This is a genomic window from Microbulbifer sp. ABE4_465 (assembly GCF_056160765.1).
Genome location: NZ_JBSWXV010000004.1, coordinates 152528 through 170931 on the forward strand (window position 1 = coordinate 152528; position 18404 = coordinate 170931).

The 18404-nt window shown below is 59.3% G+C and carries 22 protein-coding genes; 12 read left to right on the forward strand and 10 right to left on the reverse strand.

The window, feature by feature from the left end:
- Positions 1-56: 56 nt before the first annotated feature.
- The 4 genes from ACXAG1_RS09265 to ACXAG1_RS09280 are packed head-to-tail and all read left to right on the forward strand — an operon-like array spanning position 57 to position 1830.
- Positions 57-290 (forward strand): DUF3565 domain-containing protein, encoded by a 234-nt coding sequence (locus ACXAG1_RS09265; protein ID WP_475119554.1) that lies wholly within the window; start codon positions 57-59, stop codon positions 288-290.
- Positions 290-745 (forward strand): YaiI/YqxD family protein, encoded by a 456-nt coding sequence (locus tag ACXAG1_RS09270; protein ID WP_231758836.1) that lies wholly within the window; start codon positions 290-292, stop codon positions 743-745. Before ACXAG1_RS09265 ends, ACXAG1_RS09270 begins: the two co-directional genes overlap by 1 nt.
- A 17-nt stretch (positions 746-762) precedes the next feature.
- Positions 763-1257: a GNAT family N-acetyltransferase gene (locus ACXAG1_RS09275; protein WP_475091411.1), complete on the forward strand. Its 495-nt coding sequence runs from the start codon at positions 763-765 to the stop codon at positions 1255-1257.
- A gap of 9 nt (positions 1258-1266) precedes the next feature.
- Complete coding sequence (locus ACXAG1_RS09280) at positions 1267-1830, forward strand: GNAT family N-acetyltransferase (protein ID WP_475091412.1); 564 nt, start codon at positions 1267-1269, stop codon at positions 1828-1830.
- On the opposite strand, the gene ACXAG1_RS09285 is transcribed toward ACXAG1_RS09280, so the two are convergent.
- Together ACXAG1_RS09285 and ACXAG1_RS09290 are read right to left on the reverse strand one after the other, a co-directional pair.
- Positions 1817-3307, reverse strand: a complete 1491-nt coding sequence (locus tag ACXAG1_RS09285) for a YifB family Mg chelatase-like AAA ATPase (protein WP_475119555.1) — start codon at positions 3305-3307, stop codon at positions 1817-1819. The two genes, ACXAG1_RS09280 and ACXAG1_RS09285, sit on opposite strands and share 14 nt — an antisense overlap.
- A 62-nt stretch (positions 3308-3369) precedes the next feature.
- Positions 3370-3591 (reverse strand): accessory factor UbiK family protein, encoded by a 222-nt coding sequence (locus ACXAG1_RS09290; RefSeq protein WP_475119556.1) that lies wholly within the window; start codon positions 3589-3591, stop codon positions 3370-3372.
- A gap of 437 nt (positions 3592-4028) precedes the next feature.
- Here ACXAG1_RS09290 and ACXAG1_RS09295 point away from each other — a divergent pair, with 437 nt between their 5' ends.
- The 5 genes from ACXAG1_RS09295 to ACXAG1_RS09315 all read left to right on the forward strand — a co-directional run bounded on the left by ACXAG1_RS09295 (position 4029) and on the right by ACXAG1_RS09315 (position 7593).
- Positions 4029-4757, forward strand: coding sequence for a TorF family putative porin (locus tag ACXAG1_RS09295; protein WP_475091415.1), 729 nt, complete (start codon positions 4029-4031; stop codon positions 4755-4757).
- 55 nt (positions 4758-4812) lie between these two features.
- Positions 4813-5151: a P-II family nitrogen regulator gene (locus tag ACXAG1_RS09300; protein WP_043319769.1), complete on the forward strand. Its 339-nt coding sequence runs from the start codon at positions 4813-4815 to the stop codon at positions 5149-5151.
- 91 nt (positions 5152-5242) lie between these two features.
- The gene (locus ACXAG1_RS09305) at positions 5243-6502 is read left to right on the forward strand and encodes an ammonium transporter (RefSeq protein WP_475091416.1); all 1260 of its coding nucleotides are present in this window, start codon (positions 5243-5245) and stop codon (positions 6500-6502) included.
- Positions 6503-6615: 113 nt separating this feature from the next.
- The gene (locus ACXAG1_RS09310) at positions 6616-6954 is read left to right on the forward strand and encodes a P-II family nitrogen regulator (protein WP_043319767.1); all 339 of its coding nucleotides are present in this window, start codon (positions 6616-6618) and stop codon (positions 6952-6954) included.
- Positions 6955-7380: 426 nt separating this feature from the next.
- Entirely contained in the window at positions 7381-7593 is a 213-nt protein-coding gene (locus tag ACXAG1_RS09315) for a hypothetical protein (protein WP_475091417.1), read from the forward strand.
- Between the two features lie 203 nt (positions 7594-7796).
- Here ACXAG1_RS09315 and ACXAG1_RS09320 read toward each other — a convergent pair whose 3' ends face one another.
- From ACXAG1_RS09320 to lptM, 4 genes are all read right to left on the reverse strand, one after another.
- Positions 7797-8558, reverse strand: coding sequence for a DUF484 family protein (locus tag ACXAG1_RS09320; protein WP_475091418.1), 762 nt, complete (start codon positions 8556-8558; stop codon positions 7797-7799).
- A gap of 61 nt (positions 8559-8619) precedes the next feature.
- On the reverse strand, positions 8620-9450 hold the full coding sequence (dapF, locus tag ACXAG1_RS09325) for a diaminopimelate epimerase (protein WP_475091419.1): 831 nt from the start codon (positions 9448-9450) through the stop codon (positions 8620-8622).
- Positions 9451-9592: 142 nt separating this feature from the next.
- Positions 9593-10846 (reverse strand): diaminopimelate decarboxylase, encoded by a 1254-nt coding sequence (gene lysA / locus ACXAG1_RS09330; protein WP_475091420.1) that lies wholly within the window; start codon positions 10844-10846, stop codon positions 9593-9595.
- Entirely contained in the window at positions 10843-11097 is a 255-nt protein-coding gene (lptM, locus tag ACXAG1_RS09335) for an LPS translocon maturation chaperone LptM (protein WP_475091421.1), read from the reverse strand. The genes lysA and lptM overlap by 4 nt, the downstream gene beginning before the upstream one ends.
- Before the next feature lie 122 nt (positions 11098-11219).
- Between lptM and cyaY the strand changes: the two genes are divergently transcribed.
- On the forward strand, positions 11220-11552 hold the full coding sequence (gene cyaY / locus ACXAG1_RS09340) for an iron donor protein CyaY (protein WP_475091422.1): 333 nt from the start codon (positions 11220-11222) through the stop codon (positions 11550-11552).
- Positions 11553-11668: 116 nt separating this feature from the next.
- On the opposite strand, the gene ACXAG1_RS09345 is transcribed toward cyaY, so the two are convergent.
- Both ACXAG1_RS09345 and argH read right to left on the reverse strand, forming a co-directional pair.
- Positions 11669-12655 (reverse strand): glycerophosphodiester phosphodiesterase family protein, encoded by a 987-nt coding sequence (locus tag ACXAG1_RS09345; RefSeq protein ID WP_475119557.1) that lies wholly within the window; start codon positions 12653-12655, stop codon positions 11669-11671.
- A gap of 266 nt (positions 12656-12921) precedes the next feature.
- Positions 12922-14343: an argininosuccinate lyase gene (gene argH / locus ACXAG1_RS09350; RefSeq protein WP_475119558.1), complete on the reverse strand. Its 1422-nt coding sequence runs from the start codon at positions 14341-14343 to the stop codon at positions 12922-12924.
- A 111-nt stretch (positions 14344-14454) separates the two neighbouring features.
- Between argH and ACXAG1_RS09355 the strand changes: the two genes are divergently transcribed.
- The gene (locus ACXAG1_RS09355) at positions 14455-15729 is read left to right on the forward strand and encodes a sensor histidine kinase (protein ID WP_475119559.1); all 1275 of its coding nucleotides are present in this window, start codon (positions 14455-14457) and stop codon (positions 15727-15729) included.
- Positions 15726-16484: a LytR/AlgR family response regulator transcription factor gene (locus ACXAG1_RS09360; RefSeq protein WP_475091426.1), complete on the forward strand. Its 759-nt coding sequence runs from the start codon at positions 15726-15728 to the stop codon at positions 16482-16484. Before ACXAG1_RS09355 ends, ACXAG1_RS09360 begins: the two co-directional genes overlap by 4 nt.
- A 26-nt stretch (positions 16485-16510) precedes the next feature.
- Here ACXAG1_RS09360 and ACXAG1_RS09365 read toward each other — a convergent pair whose 3' ends face one another.
- Both ACXAG1_RS09365 and ACXAG1_RS09370 read right to left on the reverse strand, forming a co-directional pair.
- Positions 16511-17128 (reverse strand): LysE family translocator, encoded by a 618-nt coding sequence (locus ACXAG1_RS09365; protein WP_475119560.1) that lies wholly within the window; start codon positions 17126-17128, stop codon positions 16511-16513.
- Between the two features lie 24 nt (positions 17129-17152).
- Positions 17153-18301 carry a PilT/PilU family type 4a pilus ATPase gene (locus ACXAG1_RS09370; protein ID WP_475091427.1) on the reverse strand — a complete coding sequence of 383 codons (1149 nt, stop codon included), beginning with the start codon at positions 18299-18301 and terminating at the stop codon, positions 17153-17155.
- Between the last annotated feature and the right edge of the window lie 103 nt (positions 18302-18404).

Here is an 18404-nt window from a genome sequence, read left to right on the forward strand (position 1 = left end):
GGGATAATATTGACTACACCGTCGATCAGCGCTCGCAAAACAGGAGGCTTTACCTCATGCGGCAGGCCATTACCGGTTATCATCGGGATGAAGAACACCACTGGGTGGCGCAGCTGGCCTGCGGTCACAACCAGCACGTGCGCCACGATCCACCCTGGCAAAACCGCCCCTGGGTGACCACGGTGGAGGGGCGCCGGGAAATGCTGGGTTTCGAGCTCGAATGCAAAAAGTGTGACCAGGGCGCGCCCGCCGACCTCCAGCCACCCTCACTATCAAGAGAACCCGAGTAATGCCAAAAATCTGGGTGGATGCCGATGCCTGCCCCACCGTCATCAAAGAAATCCTGTTCCGCGCCGCCGAGCGCACCGAAACCGAATTGACCCTCGTTGCCAACCAGCCTGTGCGGGTACCCCCATCGAAGTTTATTCGCGCCCTACAGGTCTCCTCCGGCTTCGACGTTGCCGACAACGAGATCGTTCAGCGCTGCAGCGAAGGGGATCTGATCATCACCGCGGATATTCCCCTCGCGTCAGAGGTGATCGACAAGGGCGCCACCGCGCTCAACCCCCGCGGTGAAAAGTACTCCAAAGCCAATATTCGCGCGCGCCTGAATATGCGCGACTTTATGGAGACCCTGCGCTCCAGTGGTGTGCACACCGGCGGGCCACCGCCGCTCGGGCAGCAGGAGCGCAAGGCGTTTGCGGATCAGCTGGATCGGTGGTTGGTGCGGGTAAACAATAGATAGTGTGATTTGGTGAGCCGATGAAAACCACATTGAGCCCTTTCCAGCGAAGCGATATGCCGGAGCTGATGGCGTGGATCGATAGCGAACAGGCCTGCCGAGTCTGGGCTGGAAGCTGGTTTCAATACCCATTTGATCAACAGACGTTCTCTCGTGATTGCCGGTGGCAGGATATGCCGACTTATGTACTACGAGACGATGACGGGCTGATGCTAGCGTTTGGGCAGTACTACAAGCGTCTGGATTGTTGCCACCTGGCGCGCCTGATCGTGTCTCCGAGGAACCGTCGACAAGGGCTGGGTGCGCAATTGGTCGTAAAATTGGTTGCTGAGGGCTCTCGCCGGCTGGGGCTCACCCGTGCGTCATTGTTTGTACTCAAATCTAACGCTGGGGCTCAAGAGCTGTATCAAAGCCTAGGTTTTCGCACCTGTGAATACCCGGAACCTGAGCCGAGTCTGGAAATCTGCCATTACATGGTGGCCCCTGTGCACCAGAATGAAGATATGAACGCTTAGGAGGTGTGAATGGTCAAGGTGATTGAACCAAGAACTGCACGCCTGCAGTTACGTCAATGGTGCGATGACGACCGCGAGCTTTTTGCCGCAATGAATGCCGATTCTGCAGTGATGGAATTTTTTCCGGCATTGTTGAGCCGCGAAGAAAGTGATGCGGGAATCGATCGGCAATTGGTACATTTTCAACAAAATGGCTGGGGGTTCTGGGCGGTTGAGAGGCTTGCCGATAATCAGTTTATCGGCTTTATTGGAATCAAACATGTCACCGACGATATGCCGTTTGCTCCAGCGGTAGAAATCGGTTGGCGATTGGCTCGCTCTGCTTGGGGAAAAGGCTATGCCAGCGAGGCGGCCAAGGCGAGTCTGCAGGTGGGATTTGAGCAATTGGGGTTGGACGAAATAGTTTCCTTTACCGTGCCCGATAATTTCCGTTCGCGCGCGGTAATGGAAAAGCTCGGGATGGTTCAGAGCGACAATTTTCTACATCCCGGACTGCCGCAGAGGCACCCGATGCAGGAGCATGTGCTGTATCGGTTAAGTGCCCAAGACTACCGGGTTGCTAGGCAGGCATAGTAGTTTTCCGGTCCAGATTGCGATAAGCCAGCGCTTCGGCAATCTGGCCGGTACCAATTTCTTTCTGCTCATTCAGATCTGCAAGAGTGCGCGCGACTTTCAATACGCGATGGTAGCTACGCGCAGAAAGGCCGAGTTTTTCCACAGATGCGCGCAGCAGTGCACTTTCGGATTTTCCCAACTGGCAGTGCTCATCCAGCTCACTACCCTGCAGTTCGCCGTTGATTTTACCCTGCCGCTGCAGCTGTATTTGCCGCGCGCTGTGCACCCGTTCGCGCACCACGTCTGATTTCTCTCCGGCCGGTGATTCCTGCAACTGCGCCGCGCTCATACTCGCTACTTCCACCTGCATATCAATACGGTCCAGCAGCGGGCCGGAGAGCTTGTTGCGATAGCGGTCGATCTGATCCGGGGTGCATCGGCAGCGGGGTTCACCCATATAGCCACATGGGCATGGGTTCATCGCCGCCACTAACTGAAGGTTCGCGGGGAATGTCACCTGAGCGCGCGCGCGGGATATTCGTACCTCGCCGTTCTCTAGCGGTTCCCGCAGTATCTCCAGTGCGGAGCGGGGAAACTCCGGCATCTCATCGAGAAACAGCACTCCGCGGTGGGCGAGGCTGATCTCTCCCGGGCGCGGGTTGCTGCCGCCACCGACCAGTGCGGTAGGAGATGCCGAGTGGTGCGGTGCACGAAATGGGCGCTGGCGAATGCGACTGAGCCCGGCGCTGGAATAGAGTGCTGCCACTTCAAGTAGTTCGCGCTCGGTCAGTGGCGGCAGTATGCCTGGCAGGCGGCTGGCGAGCATGGTCTTTCCTGTGCCGGGTGGACCATAAAAAAGTAGATTGTGCGAGCCCGCCGCGGCGACCTCCAGCGCCCGTCTGGCTTTTAGCTGGCCGCGCACATCTGCCAGATCCGCACACAGAACTTCTTCCTGAGAGTCATCGATCAACGCGTCGGGCAGCGGCTCGCGCCCGTGCAGCTGGGCGCAGACCTGAAGCAGGCTGGAAGCAGACTTCACCGGCGCCTTGATCAGTGCAGCCTCGGCAGAGGACTCGGAGGCGATCACCAGGGTACGGCCGCTGTCACTGCAGGCGATGGCTGCGGGCAGGGCGCCGGGGATGGGGCGCAAGCTGCCGGACAGGGCCAGCTCGCCGATAAATTCAAACTGTTCGAGGGTTTCCCCGGGAATCTGGCCGGAAGCGGCGAGTACGCCGAGGGCGATGGCGAGATCGTAGCGACCGCCGGCCTTGGGCAGGTCTGCGGGGGCCAGATTGACGGTGATTCGTCGCTGGGGGAATTCGAAGTGGCTGTTGACGATGGCGCTGCGCACCCGGTCGCGGCTTTCACGTACCGCGGCTTCCGGCAGGCCAACAATATTGAAGGCGGGTAATCCGTTGGCCAGATGGGTCTCAACGGTCACGAGTGGCGCCTGCACTCCCAGTTGGGCGCGGGCATAGGTTATGGATAGGCTCATTTTCTTCCCTGAAAATCGTCTTCCGTGATCTTTTCTGGGTCCTGCGGTGGACCCGCTGGTATTCAGTTGCCGAGCTTGTTTTCCAGCTCGCGCACCTGGGTTTCCATCTGTGCGAGTTTTTCTTCCGCACGGGCGAGCTTGGCGGCCTGGACATCAAATTCCCGCTGGCTTACCAGAGGCAATTTCCCCAGGGCCACTTCCAATGCGTCCCGCAGGTCACTGGTGATAACTGCCCCTTGTTGTTGCAGTTCATCGAGTAACTGTTGCAATTTTTCCGCTGCCAAGCGCAATTCTCCACTACGAAAACCCATTTCAATAGCGGTAAATAGTACCGCAGCCGGGTTTGACCACCAAGGCGTGAACACTGTGCGCTGAAATGGTTCGCGTCCGTGGGGTGTTCACCATGCCTGTGCCCGCTATCGGTGCAGGTTCCAAATTGGTGCGCACCGTAATCGGGCAGTGACCGAAGTGGTCTCGCTGAAATGCCTGGGCTCTGTCCTGTAAATCCCACCTAAACCGTTGAATTCTCAGCGCCTTTTCAAAGTTGGCACCATCTCTGCAAGTACCCCTGTGCAAATCGCCCTGGCAATGCAGGCAGGGGATAGGTCTTCAGTGAAGTGCCTGGGCGAGTGCGGCGAGTGCCGTATCCCCGGCGAAGTCGAAGCCGCGATAAATAAAAAAAAGACGAGTACTTCACACAGAGATCTAGGAGAACCAAAAAGTGGATTTTAATTTCAATAAAAAAGTTGCAGCGATCGTATCCGGAAGCGTTCTGGCGATGGCCATTTCCAGTGCGGCTACTGCGGAAGATACCGGCCCCAGTTTCAGTGCAAACGTTGGCGTGGTAAGTGACTATCGCTTCCGCGGTATTTCCCAAACCGACACCGGTCCGGCCATTCAGGGCGGTGTGGACCTCGACCTGGGCAACGGTGTGTATCTGGGTACCTGGGCTTCCCAGGTTGATTTCGCCTACGGCGCGGATGAAACCAAATTCGAGCAGGATTTCTACGGCGGTTACGCCGGTGAAACTGCCGGTGGCGTTGGCTACGACGTTGGCTACATTTTCTATGCGTACCACGGCAGCGACTGGGACGAAGACTACCAGGAAGTTTACGGCAGCCTGAGCTTCGGCGATGCCTCCGTAGGCTTTGCCTACTCCGACGACTACTGGCTGCAAAGCGGCGCTTTCTATTACCTGAGTGCTGGCTACTCCTTCGGACTGGCCAACGACATCTCCCTGGACCTGAGCGCCGGTCTCAATCTGTTTGACGAAGAAATTTTCCTGGACGGTTCTGATTCCTACATCGACTACTCCGTGTCTGTCGGCAAGGAGTTCGGTGGCCTCGCGCTGAGTGCTTCTCTGGTGGGAACTGACGTAAGCGACAAGGAGTGTTTCTACACCGACTGGTGTGAGCCAACCGTACTGGCTGGTGCTTCTTACAGCTGGTAACAGCAAAACGCATTGAGCCCACCTTTGCGTGGGCTCTCATTTTAGGGGGGAGACCATGAAACTGGTAACCGCAGTCATTAAACCATTCAAGCTCGACGCAGTGCGCGATGCGCTGGCAGAAGCCGGCGTCAGCGGTATTACCGTGAGCGAAGTCAAAGGTTTTGGGCGGCAGAAAGGGCATACCGAGCTCTATCGCGGAGCGGAGTATGTGGTGGATTTTCTGCCCAAAACCATGTTGCAGATCGCCGTTGAAGACAGCCAGGTCGATGCCGTGCTGGAAGCTATCGGCACTGCGGCGCAAAGCGGCAAGATCGGCGACGGCAAGATTTTTGTTGCAAACCTTGAGCAGGCAATCCGCATTCGCACCGGTGAGACCGGCGCGGAAGCGATCTAATTAATAGAACAGATTGCCAGAACGATTCTTTGATCAATAGACAATAACTACCGGGGCGACTCGGGATAGTTTGGGTTAAACGGAGCGAAAAATGGAAAATCAAATTTTTCAATTGCAGTACGCAATTGATACATTTTATTTCCTCGTGTGTGGTGCACTGGTTATGTGGATGGCAGCGGGCTTTGCCATGCTGGAAGCTGGCCTGGTGCGCTCTAAAAACACCACAGAAATTCTTACCAAAAACGTAGCGCTGTTTGCGATCGCGTGCACCATGTATCTGGTAAGCGGCTACGCGATCATGTACGACGGCGGCTGGTTGCTGAATGGCATCGAAGCCTTCGATCTCGAGGGTGTTCTCACGGCATCTGCAGAAAACGGTTTCGAAGGTGACTCCGTTTACTCCGGTGCTTCCGACTTCTTCTTCCAGGTTGTGTTCGTCGCTACCGCGATGTCCATCGTTTCCGGTGCGGTTGCCGAGCGTATGCGCCTGTGGAGCTTCCTGGTGTTTGCGGTTGTGATGACTGGCTTCATCTATCCGATGGAAGGATCCTGGACCTGGGGCGGTGCGGAAGTATTCGGCCTGTACAACCTGGGCGACCTGGGCTTCTCCGACTTCGCCGGTTCCGGCATTGTGCACATGGCGGGTGCTGCCGCTGCCCTGGCTGGCGTACTGCTGCTGGGCGCACGTAAAGGCAAGTACGGCCCGAACGGCGAAATCTACGCCATCCCCGGTGCCAACCTGCCGCTGGCGACCCTGGGTACCTTTATCCTGTGGATGGGCTGGTTCGGTTTCAACGGCGGTTCTGTGCTGAAACTGGGCGACGCTGCCAACGCGCACTCCGTGGCCATGGTATTCCTGAACACCAACGCCGCTGCCGCGGGCGGTGCTGTTGCCGCTCTGATCACCGGCCGTATCCTGTTCGGCAAAGCCGACCTGACCATGCTGCTGAACGGCGCACTGGCTGGCCTGGTAGCGATCACCGCTGAGCCTTCTACCCCGACTGCCCTGCAGGCAACCCTGTTCGGCGCCCTGGGCGGCATCCTGGTGGTATTCTCCATCCTGACTCTGGACAAGCTGAAGATCGACGATCCTGTTGGCGCCATCTCCGTGCACGGTGTGGTTGGTCTGCTGGGTCTGCTGCTGGTACCGGTTACCAACGACGGTTCCTCCTTCAGCGGCCAGCTGATCGGTGCAGCCACCATCTTCGTATGGGTATTCGCCGCCTCCTTCGCGGTCTGGTATGCCCTGAAGCTCATCACCGGTATCCGTGTTACCGAGGAAGAAGAGCAGCAAGGTGTTGACTTGGCCGAGTGCGGAATGGAAGCTTATCCGGAATTTATGAGCAAATAAGCGCTCATAGGTAGCCGCCAGTGTCGGGACCACTCCCCGCTGGCGGCAAAATAATCTTCCGGTACCGGTTTTCGGGCCGGTACCCGCAAGAACCATAATCAGGGGATAAGCGAATGAAATTGATTACGGCTGTGGTTAAGCCATTCAAACTGGACGATGTGCGCACCGCGCTGTCCGAAGTCGGCGTGCAGGGCATGACCGTGACCGAGGTGAAGGGCTTTGGCCGTCAGAAGGGTCACACCGAACTGTACCGTGGCGCCGAATACGTGGTGGATTTTCTGCCCAAGGTAAAACTGGAACTGGCGGTGGACGACAGCATGGTCGACAGCGCCGTTGAGGCCATCACCAAGGCGGCTCAGACCGGCAAAATCGGTGACGGCAAAATCTTTATCACTGCGCTCGAAGAAGTTATCCGTATTCGTACCGGGGAAACCGGCAGCGAAGCGGTCTGATCAAAGAATCGGACACAGTGTTTTCTAAGCCCCGCTCTGCGGGGCTTTTTTGTGCCCGGAATAAATCGCTCGGTGGACTCAGGTTGTAAGGCGCAAAAACCCCCTCTGTCCCGGGTGTGGCGCCAAAAGTGTGGCGCCCAAAAAAGCATAACCAACAGCAATAAATCGGGTGAAAATCGCACAAAAAAACTCTACCGGAAATGGGAACCTTTTCTGGCAGGCTGGTTGGACAGTGCCTATAAATATTTCGCCGCAGGAAATCTTCTGCCCGGCGGATTTTATTTGCCGTTCTCGCAGTGGCTGATGTGTCAGTGAGCGTGAATGGTGAATGGGCCGCCGGTGGAACAGGATGTTCGCCAGACGGTTACTGCGGCAGCAGGGGTATTCCCTCTGTAACAAGGGGTATCAAGTTACAGGGTAAATGACATGAAAGACGACCAATCCAGTGCTCGAGCGAAAGACACCGAGGATTTCGCAGAAGAGCGCACGCTTTCCTCCCGCCAGCGGGCCCGCAGTCAACTGAGTGCCGAAGTCGAGGCTTTCCTCGCCCAAGGTGGTGCCATCGCCGAAGTGGCGCCGGATGTAACTGCAGACCCACCGCGCAAGCCGCAGCCGAAGTACGGCAGCCGGCCCATCTAGTTTGAACAACTAGGCGCGCTGAACGAAGGAAAACACTGGGTGCCGGCACCGCCGGCAGGGCGAAGAAATCGAGGGCGGTGCTCCGTCAGGAGCGCCACCAACAGATGGAATCCGTCACCCCGGCGAATGCCGGGGTCCAGTTCTTCTCTCCAGACCCGATTCCAGGGTGTACTCTCAAGCCTGACGACAAAGACCGAACGGGATCAGCTGCGTGCCAACAGGTCCGGCAGCAGTCGTTCCAGCACTTCACCGATATACGACAGGAACATGGTGCCGAGGCTGGATCGGTAGTGATTGGGATCGCTGGAGCCGACCGCCAGGATACCCAGCTGGCCCGCCAGCGGTACAACCGCAGCGGAGGCCACCTTGTCCGCCCCGTCGCCGAACAGGTAAGCAGTTTCCGTGGGGCGCAGGGTGCCGCACACGGTGCGGCCGTTGCGCAGAATGGAGCCGATGGCGTTTTCCGCGCTGGCGCGGGAGCTGCTGCGTACCCGGCCCAGTTTGCTGCCGGAGCCGGGCAGGGGACCGAACAGGGTCAGCGCCGTGGACTCCACCTTGAAGTCTTCTTTGAAGCTTTTCAGTAAGGCATCGCCGGCTTCCGCCACGGTGCGGGCTTCCAGCAGTGCCAGTACCAGCTGGCGGCTGTGGGTAAACAGCTGATCGTTTTCCCGTGCGGCCTGCAGCAGCTGGTCGAGGCGCTGGCGCATCTCGATATTGCGCTCGCGCAGCAGGTTGGTCTGATGTGTCATCAGCGACACGGTTTTGCCAGACTCCCTGGGCAGCTGAATGGTATCCAGCAGCTCCATGTTCTCGGCAAAAAAGTTGGGGTTCTGGATCAGGTAGCGGGCCACCTGCCGCGAAAGCAGCTTCTTGTTGCGCTGGTTTTCGCTGTCGGCGGCTTCCTGGCGGTCCAGGTTGGCCTCGACTTCGCTATCGAGCAGGGGGGCATCGCTGTGATCGGTCATGGTCCGGGTCGTTATCTGGATTTATCTGGGTGCGCTCGGTAGGTCGTTGCAAAGCAGAGCCTCAGAGCATTATCTGTCCGTGATATACCGCCGCGGTGGGCCCGGTCATGGTAACCGGCTCGCCGGGTCCGGGCCAGTGGATCGTCAGGGTGCCACCGGGGAGGGTGATCTGCAGCTCCTCGTCCACCAGACCGCGCAGGCGCGCGGACACCATGGCGGCGCAGGCGCCGGTGCCGCAGGCGCGGGTCTCGCCCACACCCCGTTCGAATACCCGCAGGCGTGCCTTGCCGCGATCTTCGATTTGCAGGAAGCCCACATTGACCTTGGCGGGGAAGCGCGGATGGCACTCGATGACGGCGCCGAGGGTTTCTACCGGCGCCTTGGTGACATCTTCCACCAGCAGTACCGCGTGGGGGTTGCCCATGGACACTGCGCCGACGTTATACATCTCGCCGTCGACTTCCAACGGGTAGCTCTCGGCCTGAATGTCCGCCTGAAACGGTACTTTGGAGGGTTCCAGAATCGGCTCGCCCATATCCACGCTGACCTGGTCTTTCTCCTGTACCTTCAGCTCGAGGATGCCGGCAGCAGTCTCTACCAGGATCTGTTCCTTGCTGGTCAGGCGGCGGTCGCGCACAAAGCGCGCGAAACAGCGCGCGCCGTTGCCGCAGTTCTCCACTTCGCTGCCGTCCGCGTTGTAGATGCGGTAGCGAAAGTCGACGTCCGGGTTGCGCGGGGCCTCCACCAGCAACAGCTGATCGCAACCGATGCCGGTGTGGCGGTCGGCGATCTGGCGGACTTTCTCCGGTGACAGCTTCACCCGCTGGGTGATCCCGTCGACCATGACAAAATCGTTGCCGAGGCCGTGCATTTTGGTGAATTTAAGCCGCATTCTGTTTCTCTTCCATGCCTGGATCCCGTACCGGATCAAGTCCGGCATGACGCCGCCGGGATGACGTAGTGAATTGTCAATCCGGCGCGGGCCGGAATCCAGTGCTACATAGTGGTGCCTGTGACAGTCCCACGAATAGTGATTAATCCTTCGCGGGTACCGTAGTCTCGCCGCGCACCAGGTCCGCGAGGGTTTCCCGCGCGCGCACCAGGTAGGTTTTGTCCCCATCCACCAGCACTTCCGCGGCGCGGGTGCGGGAGTTGTAGTTGGAGCTCATGGTAAAGCCATAGGCGCCGGCGGACAGCATGGCCAGCAGCTGGCCCTGTTCCAGTGCCAGCGGGCGGTGTTTGCCGAGGAAATCGCCGGTCTCGCACACCGGGCCGACAATATCCCAGCTCTCAGTGTCGCCATTGGACGGGGTAACCGCAACGATATCCTGCCACGCCTGGTACAGCGCCGGGCGCAGGTTGTCGTTCATGGCGGCGTCGACGATGGCAAAGTTGTGCTCGTCGGTGCGCTTCAGGTATTCCACCCGGGTCAGCAGGGCGCCGCCGTTGGCAGCGATGGAGCGGCCGGGTTCCAGCACCAGGGCCAGATCGCGGCCGGCAAGTTTTTCTTTCACCGCACCGAGGTAGTCGCTCACTTCCGGCGGTTCTTCACCGCGGTAGCGCACACCCAAACCGCCGCCCAGATCCAGGTGCTTGAGTTTGGTGCCGTCCTCGGCCAGCTCGTCAATCAGCGCCAGCAGGCGGTCGAGAGCGTCGAGGAAAGGGGAAATCTCGGTGAGCTGGGAGCCGATATGGCAGTCCACGCCCACCGCGTCGAGGCTCTCGGAATCGGCAATGCGCGCGTACACCGCGCGGGCGCGCTCGATGGCGATGCCGAATTTGTTTTCCTTCAGGCCGGTGGAAATATACGGGTGGGTCTTGGCGTCCACATCCGGATTCACCCGCAGGGATACCTGCGCGCGCGTGCCCATCCCGGCGGCGACGGCTTCCAGCCGGTCCAGCTCGCCTTCGGATTCCACGTTGAAACAGTGCACGCCGACGGACAGCGCGCGGCGCATTTCATCGGCGGTCTTACCCACTCCGGAAAATACCACCTTGGCGGGGTCACCACCGGCCATCAGTACCCGCTCCAGCTCACCGGCGGAAACGATATCGAAGCCTGCACCCAGCTGTGCCAGCACGGACAAAATACCGAGGTTGCTGTTGGCCTTGATGGCGTAGCAGATCAGGCCCGGGTGATCGCCCAGGGCGTCGGCATAGGCCTGATACTGGCGCTCGTAGTGGGCGCGGCTGTAGACGTAAGTGGGGGTGCCGAACTGCTCGGCAATCTGTTCCAGGCTTACGCCCTCGGCCCACAGGCTTCCCTGCTGGTAGGAAAATTCGCTCATTTGGTGACTGCTTCTGCTTCCGTGTGTTGCTCGGCTGGTTGTTCGGGTTGTTGTTTGGATAGTGCTTCGGTCTCGGCCGTTTTTCCACCTGCGACACCGCCCGCTTGGCCGTGACGGTGGCCGCCGCTGGTGGCTGCTGCACCGGGTGCGGCTGGATCCTGGGGCAGATAGAGCGGGCCCTTCTGGCCGCAGGCACTCAACGCCAGGGTGACGGCCGAGAGAGTAACCAGTGAAATCAGGGGCGTGCGCATCGGAATCTACCTAGGGTGCTCGGGTTTTAGTGCCGCATTCAAGCGAGACGAGAAGACCGGAAAAGCCTGCTAGTATAGCGACCCCAGCTTCCCAACAACACCGTAACAGTAGTAACGAGATTATGACTCAGCCGGCCTCCAACGCGGCCTACAACGCCGCTATCGAAGAAACCCTGATTGCCGTCGAGGACGCCCTCGATGAGTGCGATGTGGACATGGATTACGAACGCGCGGATTCGGTGTTGACCATCACCCTGGAGGACAACGGCACCCAGGTGATTCTGTCGCGCCAGAGTGCGGTACAGGAGTTGTGGGTGGCGGCGCGTTCGGGCGGTTTCCACTTGAGCTTCCAGAACCCAGGGTGGCTTTGCTCCACTACCGGTGAAGATCTGCCGACGCTGTTGGATCGGGTGCTGAGTGAGCAGCAGGGAGAGGCAGTTTCTCTGGGTCTCTAAGTCTTCCTCGTCATCCTGGCCCCGTCATGCCGGACTTGATCCGGTACGGGATCCAGGTTGCGGACTCCGCTGCTACCTGGATGCCGGATCAAGTCCGGCATGACGACTATTCGCGATTATTTCTGGCCCGTGAATTTCTGCTTCGCATAGGGCCCGATCACTTCAATTTTTTCCACCCACAGCGCGCCGCGATAATCCGCCGGTAGAAAATCGATCTGCTCGGCTTTGTAGATGCCGTGCACTCCACCCGGACTGCGGTGTTTGAAGTCCAACACCATCACCAGACTGTTCGCGTCTTCCATGCGCTGAATAAAACGATTTGGCCAGCCCCACAGTGCCCAGTGCCATGTATTCGGCGCGACCACGGCGCCATTGCGACAGGCCTCGGGCACATACCCCGACCAGCCGAGGATCAGGTAGCGATAGGTGCACTGCTTGACGCTGTCGCGGCTGAAGTTCCAGGATTCCGGGCGCAGTTCGCGCATTTTCACCATTACTTTCTCGCCGCCATAAACCAGCAGGTTTCCCTGTGGAGGCAGCTGGCGTTCGCGCAGGTATTTGTGGAGTTTTATGGCTTCCTTGGGGCGATTGCTTTTGATGTTCACCAGGAATTTTTTATCCGGGAATGTCCGGTAAACCTCCTCCAGCGTGGGGATCAGACCCACGCCCTTGCCGCGAAACGGAAATGTCTCACCGCCGTCCGGCGTATAGCCGTAGCCGATATCCAGGGTCTTCAGGTAACTCATCGGGTGGTCGCGGGTGGTGCCCTGGCCCTCGGTGCGGCAGTCGATGGTCCAGTCGTGGAACACCGCGAACTCGCCGTCGGTGGTGGGATGCACATCGATCTCGACGATATCCGCCCCGGCATCGAAGGCGGCCTGCATGGAGGCGATGGTGTTTTCCAGGTATTCATGTTCGGGCTCGAACACGCGGATCGCGGTGCAGTCGTCGCGGCCGAGGTTTTCGCGGTTGTAGGTCTGGTAGACGCCGCGATGGGCAATCAGCGTCGGTTTACCCGGGCGCTGTTCCGCCAGCCAGGAGGCGTTGGTGAGGTAGAGGGCGATGACGAATGCGGTGACGCCGAGCAGCAGATATTTGCGCATGGCTGGACTTTCCCTGTGATGGTTATTTTTGCTTGGAGGGAGTCTAGCGGGTCACGGAAAGGAGAAAGTGGCGGTCGGGGGATGAATTATGGCGAATTGTGGCAGGCGGAGCAGTTTGCAGGTTGGTGCTGGATGCCGGATCGAGTGCGGCATGACGAGTTTCAATGCCCCCGTCATCCCGGACTTGATCCGGGATCCAGCGCGTGGCTTTCGCCACGCAGCCGGGCGTTGCCCGGCCTAAACCGCGAAACCTAAACCACGCAAACTTAGCGCGAGGCAATCAACTTGCGCGCACGCTCACAGGCGGCACGGACCTGATTGGGCGCGGTGCCGCCAATATGATCCCGGGCGGCCACGGAGCCTTCCAGGGTCAGCACGTCGAATACATCCTCCCCGATCACATCGGAAAACTTCTGCAGTTCCGCGAGGCTCAGATCCGCCAGATCGCAGTCCTTTTCGATGGCGAAGGCCACAGACTGGCCGACGATCTCGTGGGCATCGCGGAAGGCCACGCCCTTGCGCACCAGGTAATCGGCCAGGTCGGTGGCGGTGGAGAAGCCCTTGCCGGCGGCGGCGAGCATGTTTTCTTTCTTCGGCTTCAGCGCCGGCGCCATATCCGCGAAGGCGCGCAGGCAGTCCAGTGCGGTATCGGCGGCGTCGAACAGCGGCTCTTTGTCTTCCTGGTTGTCCTTGTTGTAGGCCAGCGGCTGGCTCTTCATCAGAGTCAGCAGGGCGATCAGGTGGCCGTTCACGCGGCCGGTCTTGCCGCGTACCAGCTCCGGTACGTCCGGGTTCTTCTTCTGCGGCATGATGGAGGAGCCGGTGCAGAAGCGGTCCGGCAGGTCGATAAAGTCGAACTGGCTGGAGGTCCACAACACCAGTTCTTCACTGGCGCGGGAGAGGTGCGTCAGCAGCAGGGCGCTGAAGGCGCAGAATTCGATGGCGAAGTCGCGGTCGCTGACGGAGTCCAGGGAGTTCTCGGTGGGGGCGTCAAAGCCCAGCAGCTCGGCGGTGCGCGCGCGGTTGATCGGGTAGCTGGTGCCGGCCAGCGCGGCCGCGCCCAGCGGCGAGCGGTTAACGCGCTTGCGGCAGTCCATCAGGCGCTCGTAATCCCGGGTCAGCATCTCGTTCCAGGCCAGTAGGTGATGGCCAAAGGTGACCGGCTGCGCGGATTGCAGGTGGGTGAAGCCGGGCATGATGGTGTCCGCTTGCTGCTCGGCCAGGTTCACCAGGCCGGTCTGCAGGCGGGTCAGCTCAGAGGCTATCTGGTCGATGCGGCCCCGCAGCCACAGGCGGATATCGGTGGCCACCTGGTCATTGCGGGAGCGTCCGGTGTGCAGCTTCTTGCCGGTGGCGCCGATGCGATCGGTCAGGCGCGCCTCGATGTTCATGTGCACGTCTTCCAGTGCCACGGACCAGGGGAATTCGCCCGCCTTGATCTCATCACTGATGTCCTTGAGGCCGCCCTCGATCTGCTTGAACTCGTCCTCGGTCAACACGCCCACTTCCGAAAGCATCTGCGCGTGGGCCAGAGAGCCCTGAATATCTTCCAGCGCCATACGCTGGTCGAACATCACCGAGGCGGTAAAGCGCTCCACGAACGCATCGGTGGCTTCACTGAAGCGGCCGCCCCACAGCTTGGCTGCCGGGTTCTGTGCATTGTTTGCGGAGGAGTTATCGTTGCTCATGCTGCCTCTGGTCGAAAGTGGATTGGGTTTGTGAATGGTGATGTGGAAGTCGATCCGGGATGGCGGTATCTTCTCTTTCCTAGAGCGAGTCCAGAATAAAGATAACGCAGTATGACATCTTCCCGGCCCGCGCAAGCGGCGGGCATTATAGCGCAGCAAATTCGCGAAATTGCCCCCGATGGCAAAGATTCTGCGCGCCTGGACTCCGGGAACACATCTGCTGACGAATCCCCGCATTTCCTTCCCGACCTGTGTAGCGCGACTGGTGTGGCCGCACTGGTGCTGATGGGTGAGCTGCTGGCGCTGGTGCTGGTGCTTGCCACCGATGGGCTTGCGCCCTTCAACTGGCAGCGCCTGGGGCTGGTTTCCCTCACCGTGCAGTGGGCGATACTGCCGTCTGCCGCGATCCTGTGCCGTATGCGTCCCATTCTGGCGCGCCTTTCCCACAAGGTTGCCGCAGCGCTCAGCTATTCCACTGTGCTCGCGGTCTTGCTGGGGGTACTGTTGGCGCAGCACTGGTGGGCCGCGGATATGACCGGTATGCCGATCGCCTGGCTGTCGCTACTGGCCAATTTCCTGGTCGGCGCCATCTGTGCGGGAGTGGTACTGCGTTACGCCTATGTGCAGCAGCAGTTGCACAACCAGCAGCAGGCGGAGCTCGGCGCGCGTATCGAGGCGCTGCAGTCCCGCATCCGCCCGCACTTTCTGTTCAACAGCATGAACAGCCTCGCCAGCCTGATCGCGGTGGATCCGGAGCGCGCGGAAAAACTGGTGGAAGATCTCTGCGTATTGTTTCGCGCATCCCTGGCAGACTCCAAAATGGTGCCCCTGGAGCAGGAAATTGCCCTGGCGAAGCATTACCTGGAAATTGAATCCCTGCGCCTCGGTGATCGCCTGCAACAATCGTGGCAGGTGGATGTTTTTTCCGGGCCAGCGGAATTGCCTTCAATGCTATTGCAGCCACTACTGGAAAATGCGGTGCTGCACGGTGTCGCGCGTTTGCGTCGCGGCGGCGCCATCGAAATTTCTATTCAGGAAATATCTTCCCCCAACAAATTCGGTCGTCGTCAAAATGTCATTGGCAGAGCGTCTCGCGAACTGCTATTGTCGATTCATAATCCTATTGCAGAGTCTGACGGAAATACTGCGACGGAAAACAACCGCAATGCCCATGTCGGCAACGGTATGGCGATGGAAAATATTCGCCAGCGTCTCAGTGCGTTTTACGGTGAGCGCTTTCGCTTTACTGCACAAGAGTGCGAAGGCGAGCGAGGTAGAAAATATGTCGTAGAAATACGGCTGCCGTTAAGCGCCCGTGCAGAAGCCAGAACAACTGAGCCAGTAGCAGTGCCTTCCGGCGGAGTCGTTACCGAGGTGGTCGAATGAGTACCTCTGAACGCCCGCTGGGTGTGCTGATCGTCGATGACGAGCCGCTGGCACGGGCCAGATTGGCCCGACAGTTGCAGACTATTCATGGTTGCCAACTGCTGGGAGAAGCTGCCGATGGGGAAAGCGCGTTACAACAGCTGGATTCACTCGACCCGGACCTGTTGTTACTGGATATCGAAATGCCCGGAGAAAACGGGCTCCAACTCGCCACCCAAATTACCAACCGACCCAACCCGCCTGCGATCATATTCTGCACCGCCCACGACGAGTTTGCGCTCCCTGCCTTTGCGGTTGCTCCATCGGGTTACCTGCTCAAGCCCGTCAATGTGGAACAACTGGCACAGGCGATTGCCCAGGCGCGAAGACTGAGCAAACCGCAACTGCTGCAAGCCGAACCGAAATCACCACCTGCCAGCAGCGGCCGCCGCCAGATAAAAGCGGTGAGCCGCCGCGGTGTGCAATTAATTGATGTGGACGATATCCGCTGCTTTATCGCCGAAGACAAATACGTTATCGCCCATCACTCTGGTGGCGAAACGGTGCTGGATGAATCCCTCAAGGAACTGGAAGCTGAATTCGGCGAGCGCTTTGTGCGGGTACATCGCGGCGCGATAGTTGCGGTGGAGTATATTACCGGCCTGCGCAAGCAGGCATCCGGGACGGTGGTCACGCTCGGTGGCACCGAGCAGACACCACCGGTATCCCGTCGCCTGCTAGGGCCGGTGAAAGCCCTGCTGGAAGAAATGGTCTGATATAAGCGGGTGCCATCGGTATCGGTTTACAGGCTACGCAATACCATCCACAGGCCACTGCCCACCAGTAGCGCCCCGCCCACCTTATTGAGCGCTTCTCCTGCGCCGCGCTGCTGTACGCGAGAGTGTGCGTGTACCGTAATCCAAGCGTATATCAGCATGACGCCGACCACACTGACCGTAGTGATGGCAAAAATGATCACCATATCGGTAAGCGTGATTTCCGCCAGCGGCAGAAACGCGGGGAAGAAACTGAGGTAGAAAAGAATCGCTTTGGGATTCCCGAGGGTGATGGTCAGCCCGATCAACACACTGGAGGCCAGTGAGTTTGTCGACGTGGGCGCGACCCTGGCCTTTGTAGACCGCGCCCGCAGCAGGCTGACCCCCAGCCAGATCAGGTAGGCCGCGCCGAGATACTGGATGGTGGTAAATACACTCCCCATCATATCCGCGACATAGGCGAGGCCCGAAAGGCACAGCGCAATAAAAATATAGTCACCCAGTACGATACCAGCGGAGGTGGCCATGCCGTGCGGCATGCCACCACTGGCCGAGCGCGCCATTACTGCAAAGATCCCGGGACCGGGAATGGCCGCCAGCACGACCATGGCGCTGAACAGGGCGAGGGTACTCAGTAGTGTCAAAGCGGTACCTCTTCGGGGGATCGATCAATAGATCTGCGGGCCGCTGCCGGTATCGGTGTCGCTGGCGAGGCTCAGTCCGTCGGCGGCACTGTTGAGGTACTCGGCGTCGGATTCGGATTTGAGCTTGATCATCAGGCGCAGGTCGTTCGCGGAATCCGCGTGGGCGAGGGCGTCTTCGTAGGTGATTTCGCCGCGGTCGTAAAGCTCGTACAGGGCCTGGTCGAAGGTCTGCATGCCCTGCTCGACGGAGCGTTTCATCAACTCCTTCATCTTATGCACCTCACCCTTGCGGATCAGGTCCGACATCAGCGGGGTGTTGATCATGATCTCAAGACAGGCGCGGCGGCCGTCGCCGTCCGGGGTGGGCACCAGCTGCTGGGCTACCATGGCCTGCAGGTTGAGTGACAGGTCCATCCACAACTGCTGGTGGCGATCTGCCGGGAAGAAGTGAATGATCCGGTCCAGCGCCTGGTTGGCGTTGTTGGCGTGCAGGGTACACAGGCACAGGTGGCCGGTTTCGGCGAAGGCGATGGCGTGGTCCATGGTTTCGCGGGAGCGAACCTCACCAATCAGGATCACGTCCGGCGCCTGACGCAGGGTATTTTTCAGGGCGGTTTCAAACGAGTCGGTATCCAGGCCCACTTCGCGCTGGGTGACGATGCAGCCGCGGTGCTGGTGGATAAATTCGATGGGGTCCTCGATAGAAATGATGTGACCTTTCGAGTTCTCGTTGCGGTGGCCGATCATGGATGCAAGCGAAGTGGATTTACCGGTACCGGTCGCACCCACAAAGATGATCAGGCCGCGCTTGGTCATCGCCAGCTCTTTGAGCTGCTCCGGCAGGCCGAGGCCGTCAATGGTGGGGATCTTGGTTTCGATACGACGCAGTACCATGCCCACCAGATTGCGCTGAAAGAAGGCGGACACCCGGAAACGGCCAACGTTGCGCAAAGAGATGGCGAAGTTAAGCTCTTTGGTCTCGGCGAATTCTTTTTTCTGGCGGTCGTTCATGATGCCCACGACCATTTCGCGGGCTTTTTCCGGGCTCAGAGGACTGGTGGTGACCGGCACGATCTTGCCGTGCAGTTTGATGGACGCGGGTACACCGGCGGTGATGAACAGGTCGGACGCGCCTTTTTCGGTGACCAGTTGTAGGAGTCGTTCGATTTCCATTTTTATTTACCGCCTGGGGTAGTCGTTTTCTTCGAATCGTATGTAATTACTTCGTAGCACTGGATCCCGGATCGAGTCCGGGATGACCAGGCTTCGTCATCCC